This window comes from uncultured Anaerovibrio sp., assembly GCF_947302755.1.
GTDB lineage: Bacteria > Bacillota > Negativicutes > Selenomonadales > Selenomonadaceae > Anaerovibrio.
The window spans coordinates 1-5,656 of record NZ_CAMYWM010000146.1 but is presented as its reverse complement, the minus strand read 5'-3'; the positions used below and the strand labels follow the sequence as shown (position 1 = coordinate 5,656).

General features: G+C 48.5%; 7 protein-coding genes. All 7 read right to left on the bottom strand.

Annotated elements, in window-relative coordinates; all coding sequences use genetic code 11:
• Positions 1-998, bottom strand: a 998-nt coding sequence (locus tag Q0Y54_RS11265) for a peptidase U32 family protein (RefSeq protein WP_297967885.1), incomplete at its 3' end; no start/stop codon positions are given.
• On the bottom strand, positions 995-1,609 hold the full coding sequence (locus Q0Y54_RS11260) for an O-methyltransferase (RefSeq protein ID WP_297967881.1): 615 nt from the start codon (positions 1,607-1,609) through the stop codon (positions 995-997). The genes Q0Y54_RS11260 and Q0Y54_RS11265, both read right to left, overlap by 4 nt.
• Positions 1,609-2,712 (bottom strand): endolytic transglycosylase MltG, encoded by a 1,104-nt coding sequence (gene mltG, locus Q0Y54_RS11255; protein WP_297967878.1) that lies wholly within the window; start codon positions 2,710-2,712, stop codon positions 1,609-1,611. Before mltG ends, Q0Y54_RS11260 begins: the two co-directional genes overlap by 1 nt.
• A 115-nt stretch (positions 2,713-2,827) precedes the next feature.
• Entirely contained in the window at positions 2,828-3,145 is a 318-nt protein-coding gene (locus tag Q0Y54_RS11250; protein WP_297967875.1) for a DUF1292 domain-containing protein, read from the bottom strand.
• 230 nt (positions 3,146-3,375) lie between these two features.
• A complete protein-coding gene (gene ruvX / locus Q0Y54_RS11245) occupies positions 3,376-3,792 on the bottom strand; it encodes a Holliday junction resolvase RuvX (RefSeq protein ID WP_297967889.1) in 417 nt (138 codons plus the stop codon).
• A complete protein-coding gene (locus Q0Y54_RS11240) occupies positions 3,792-4,040 on the bottom strand; it encodes an IreB family regulatory phosphoprotein (RefSeq protein WP_297967871.1) in 249 nt (82 codons plus the stop codon). The genes ruvX and Q0Y54_RS11240 overlap by 1 nt, the downstream gene beginning before the upstream one ends.
• Positions 4,041-4,150: 110 nt before the next feature.
• The coding region (locus Q0Y54_RS11235; RefSeq protein ID WP_297967868.1) for a DASS family sodium-coupled anion symporter at positions 4,151-5,656 on the bottom strand (1,506 nt) is incomplete at its 5' end.

Sequence of the window (5,656 nt, the reverse complement as noted above, 5' to 3'; positions counted from 1 at the left end):
TCATAGGAAAGCACCAGCCCCACGAAATCAGAGGTCTGCTCATAGGAGGTGGTACCATAAATCTGATCATCAGCAGAAGGCTTATTATAATAAAAGCCGGTGGTATATTGCCGATGGGACACCTTACCCAGCTCATCAAGCCACTCCTGCTTCAGCTGAAAATGCCCTGGGTCAGCACAATAGCTGTCAATGGCCTCCCGATAGGCCTTTACGATGCTGGCTGCATAATGTACACTTTTCATCCGCCCCTCAATTTTCAGGCTGTCTACCCCACTATTGATTACATCCCCAATATGAGGCAGCAAGCACATATCCTTGGAGTTAAAGAAATAGGTGCCCCGGTCATCCTCCTCAATGGGAAAATACTGGCCTGGACGCTTTTCCTCCACAAGGGCATACCTCCAACGGCAGGCCTGAGCACAACTGCCCCGATTGGCATCCCGTCCTGTCATATAATTGCTCATAAGACACCGGCCGGAATAGGAAATACACATGGCCCCATGAACGAACATTTCCAGCTCCACCTGGCATTTTTCCCGGATGGTTCTGATTTCCCCCAGGGACATTTCCCGGGCCAGCACCACCCGGGAGGCCCCCATATCCGCCCAGGTATTCACCGTTACCCAATTGGTATTATTGGCCTGGGTGCTGATATGAATTTCCGTATCCGGAGCATACCGTCTGGCCAGGGTAAAAACGCCCAAGTCCGCTATCAGCATGGCATCTACCCCTATTTCATTCAGATAGGCCAAATATTCCGGCAGCTTCTCCATATCGCTGTTGTGGGGAAAAATATTTACGGTAACATATACCTTCCGCCCCAAACCATGGGCGAACTCCACCGCGGCCTTCAATTCATTATCATCAAAGTTTCCCCCAAAGGCTCTGAGGCCAAAGGCCTTGCCCCCTAAGTACACCGCATCGGCACCATATATAAGGGCCATTTTTAGCTTTTCCATATTACCGGCGGGAGCCAGCAATTCAGGCTTTTTTATCATCTGGCATTCTCCCTTGGCAGACGCCGGCTGACTGCCAGGCCGTCTCCATCCTCACGAATCACCGTCGCAAATTCATCATTGTCGCTGACCAAAGAAATGTATTCCCGCAAACGCTTTGCGATGGTTCTGAACCGACGGGGACACTCCACCCCGCCACGGACATAGCCCCGAAACAGAACATTGTCTGCCACCACCATGGCATCCTCTGCCAAAAGGGGATATAGCTTCCGAAAATAATCCGGGTATTGCCCCTTGGCCGCGTCAATAAATACAAAATCGTACTTATCAGTCAGCTTTAAAATATTTTCCCCTGCATCTCCCCTGTGGATTTTAATCCGATTACTGTATATGGACCGCTCTATGTAGCCTTGGGCCACCTTTGCCCGTTCCTCGGACAGCTCCAGGGTGTCTATTCTCACATCCTCCGCCGAATTGGCGGCAATAAGCAAGGCCGAATATCCAATGGCTGTACCGATCTCCAGCACCCGATGGGGCCGTTTTTCCCGGACCACCTCCAGCAGCACCGGCAGACCCTTTTCATTTATTATGGGCACATGATTGGCCCGGCCGTATTCCTCCATCTCACAAATCAAAGCCCTCAGGTCTTCCATTAACGAACCTCCGATACAATGGCCAGATGGTCACTGTAGGTTGTACTGTAATAATTCTTCCCCTCCCTGTCGGCCACGAAATACAAATAATCGGTGGAGGCAGGATTGAGGGCGGCTTCAATGGCCTTTATCCCCGGATTGGCAATAGGTCCAGGCGGCAGGCCGTAATTCTGGTAGGAATTGTAGGGTGAGTCTATCTTGGTGTCCGCAATGGAAACATCCTCTTTTATTTCATCCATCACATATTGAAGGGTCGCATCGCTTTGAAGGGGCATACTGATATTCAGCCGTTTCCACAAAACCTGGGAAATAATCGGCATATCCTCCTCATAGCGGGCCTCCTTTTCAATCAGGGAAGCCATATTTACCAGCTCATAAATGGAAATATGCCGTTCGGCAGCCCTGCGGCGCATGGCAGGAGTAAGCTGATCATCAAACTCGTCGATCATCCGCTTCATTATGTCCTCAGCCGTGGCATTGCCGGCAAATTCATAGGTATCAGGGAACAGAAAGCCCTCCACCCGATAAATTGTGTCCTTATGCTCCTCCATATAGTCATAGGGGGCATAATTTCTGGCGGCCCTCAAAAAATCCTTTTCACTGCAAATTCCATATTCATCCAGCCGTTTGGCTATTTCCTTTACCCCATAGCCCTCAGGAATGGTTACCCGAAGGGGAACTGTCTTGCCGTACAGCAATACCGACAGGGCATCGGAGGCCGACATATTGCGGGTCAGGGCAAAGGTTCCAACCTTAAACCTGGCATCAGCCCCATTCAGCTTGGTAGCCAGCCAAAATTTAGCGGTGGAATTGATAACACCCTTTTGCTCCAGCTCCTTGCCGATTTCAGCGGAGCTCATCCCCTTTGACACATGAAAGTAAATCACATCGTCTCTGTCCTGCAAATCCATGGGCTGCCCCGTCTTAAAGGAAAGGAACACCATGATAAAAATTAACAAAAATACCAGCAAACAGCTGGAACCAGCTATGATGATATTTCTCTTTTTGCTTTTGATTTCCGTATCACTGGCATTGGCATCGTAGGAAATAAAATTTGTGACCCTGTCCTTTAATGAGTCCATCATGTCCTTAAAGTCCACCATATTCACCCCATAATCATCTTAAAAATATCACACGATACTATAATATCACAGTCCATGAAAAATGAAAATAAAAAGAACGGCTGCCGCAAAAGCAACCGTCCGTGATATCTGCCGTTTATTCGGCTTCTGCCTCATCGCAAATTTTATTGTATTCCACCACTACTGCATCGAATTCCTCTTCAGGAAAATCAACAATGTACTCATCCTCACCATTTTCATCCTTGACGATCTTGGCAATGGTAACATTTTCTTCCTCATCGAAATCCTCGTCCTCTTCCACATTAAGGCCCACCAGCAGGGCGTATTCCGCACCGTTTAACGGAATGCGCATTTCCTCGGCGAAATAACGCTCATTTCCCTGGTCGTCCTGGAAGGTAACGATAATATCATCATCCATAAAATCTTCTTCGGATACATTCTTGTTATCTGCCATCTTTTTCTCCTTTTTGCAGGACCTCTAAGGTCAAAATAAACATGAAGAATAGTTCAGGTCAAGCTTCAAGCTTCATCTGAATTCAGTGGAATTGTACCCCATAGCCAGGCTATTGTCAACCAGTGCCCCTCACTGACAGCTCCCTGCTCTTGAAAAGGAGTCTTGCCAGCTGTAAAGCTCCGGATTTATTTGGCTGAATTTAGCGGTTCCTAAAGCTCCCGCTAAATAAGTCACATTTTACTGTCAAGCCAGCCCTGGAGGATAAACACCGCTGCCATCTTGTCAACAACCTTTTTGCGCTTCCGGCGGCTCACATCCGCTTCAATAAGGGAACGGGTGGCGGCAACAGTGGACAAGCGTTCATCCCATAAAATAATATTGGCCTCAGGAATAGCCTTCCTGACCTCCCCGCAGAACTCCTTTACAAATTCGCAGCGTGGGCCCTCGGTGCCATTCATGTTCCGGGGATAGCCTACCACCAGTTTAGTGGTTTCATATTCAGCCACTAATTCCTTTAGGCGATTAAGGTCTGCCTCCATGGTGGTCCTGCGGATGGTCTCCACCCCCTGAGCAGTCATCCCCAGCAGATCGCTGACAGCAATCCCTATTGTCTTATCGCCCACATCAAGGGCCAAGGCTCTTTCCATCATTTTTTCTCCAAATACGATCTGATTAATTCTTCCAAAATCTCATCCCGCTCCAGGGTACGGATCTTCTTCCGGGCATCCTCAAAGCTGGTAACATAGGTGGGATCACCAGACAAAAGGTAGCCTACCAGCTGATTTATAGGATTATAGCCCTTCTTTTCCATGGAAGAGCATGTGCTCTTAATAATATTTTCAGCCCTATTCTCATCTGCCCCAAACCGGAACATCATAGTTTCTTCACTAACCATAGCTGCACCTCCAATAATGTGTTCAACTTATGCTTCTAGTGTACCACAGTAATCTGAAAAAAACAAAAAAACGAGCCGAAGAATCAACTCGTTTTTTAAGTTTAAAATTTTTAAACACCAACAACCCAGGTTACAAAATATACAACCAACGGAATGGTTACGAAGGCAATACCGATAAAATCAATAATTATGCCCGTATGAAGCATCTTGGTTATCGGAATATAGCCGGTAGCGTATACAATGGCATTTGGCGGAGTGGAAACCGGAAGCATAAAGCCCAGGGAGGCCGCCAGGGCAATGCCCACTGATACTGGAACGGGGCTTAGGCCAGCCGACACAGCCGCCGTAATGGCCAAGGGGCCAATCATATTGGTAGCCGCCGTATGGGAGGTCAGCTCGGACAGCATCAGGGCCAATACGGAGAAAATGGCCACCATGGTTACCTGGGAAATGGAGCCGCCCAAACTACTGATTATCAAATCACCGATCCAGGAGGACAAGCCCGTCTTATACATCATGGAGCCCATGGCCAAGCCGCCGCCAAAGAGGATAAGGGTACCCCACTCAATTCCTTCCTTGGCCTCCTCCCACTTAATAGTAAATTTACGCTGGCTGAAATCCACCGGTATAATAAACAAAAGCAACGCTCCTGCCATGGCCGCTATGGCCTCCGGGAACAAGTTATTATACATGGTTAAAACCGGGGAGGTGGTCCCCAGGGTAATGCTTAATATACCGGGAGTTACCCATAAAATTACTGCCACAATGAAGCATACCAAAGTATTTTTCTGGGCTCTGGTCCAGGAGCCCAGTTCCTTTATGCGCTTGGCAATAAATTCCTCGGCCCCGTCAATTTTTTCCACATCAGGGGGAAACAGCTTCAACAGCACCACATAGGCAAGGGCAAAATATACCACCATGGCGATGGCCCCCCACAGCATCCACTGGAAGAAGGAAATATGAATGTTGGCCATCTGGTCAAGAAAGCCTAACATAATCAGATTCGGCGGCGTACCGATTGGGGTAAGCACACCGCCGATGGAAGCCGAATAGGCGGTCATCAGCATAAGTCCCGTAGCGTATTTATACTCGGACAAATCAATATCCTTGCCATTGGCCGCCATCATATCCTTAATGGCGCTTAGCAGTCCCAAACAAATTGGCAGCATCATGGCCGCAGTGGCTGTATTGCTGACCCAGCCTGAGCATAGAGCTGCTGCCAGGCCAATGGCCAGAAAAATCCGGCGAGGATTGGAGCCCACCCAGGACATAGACAGCAGCCAATAGGAAAACCGCTTATCCAGTCCATGGAGCATCATGGCCTTGGCTAGAATAAAACCACCCATAAACAGGAAAATCATGGGATTGGCAAAGGCGGCAAAGGCATCCCCTTCCTTAACCACCCCAGTAATTACGGCCAGCACCGGTCCAATAAGAGAAGTAACGGGAATCGGTACCGGTTCGGTTATCCACCATAGAGAAACCAGCACCATAATGGACAGAAGCTTATGTGCTTCCACAGTCAACCCATCTATTGGAGTAAAAAATACCAAAACAGCTAATAGGGGGGCGCCAAACATACCGATGGTCTTGCGCTTTCGGTCAAAGGATTGTTC

Excerpts from the sequence above, each read along its gene's own strand:
- Q0Y54_RS11250 (WP_297967875.1), bottom strand. The coding sequence starts at position 3,145 with ATGGCAGATAACAAGAATGTATCCGAAGAAGATTTTATGGATGATGAT.
- Q0Y54_RS11240 (WP_297967871.1), bottom strand. The coding sequence starts at position 4,040 with ATGGTTAGTGAAGAAACTATGATGTTCCGGTTTGGGGCAGATGAGAAT.
- mltG (WP_297967878.1), bottom strand. The coding sequence starts at position 2,712 with ATGGTGGACTTTAAGGACATGATGGACTCATTAAAGGACAGGGTCACA.
- ruvX (WP_297967889.1), bottom strand. The coding sequence starts at position 3,792 with ATGGAAAGAGCCTTGGCCCTTGATGTGGGCGATAAGACAATAGGGATT.
- Q0Y54_RS11260 (WP_297967881.1), bottom strand. The coding sequence starts at position 1,609 with ATGGAAGACCTGAGGGCTTTGATTTGTGAGATGGAGGAATACGGCCGG.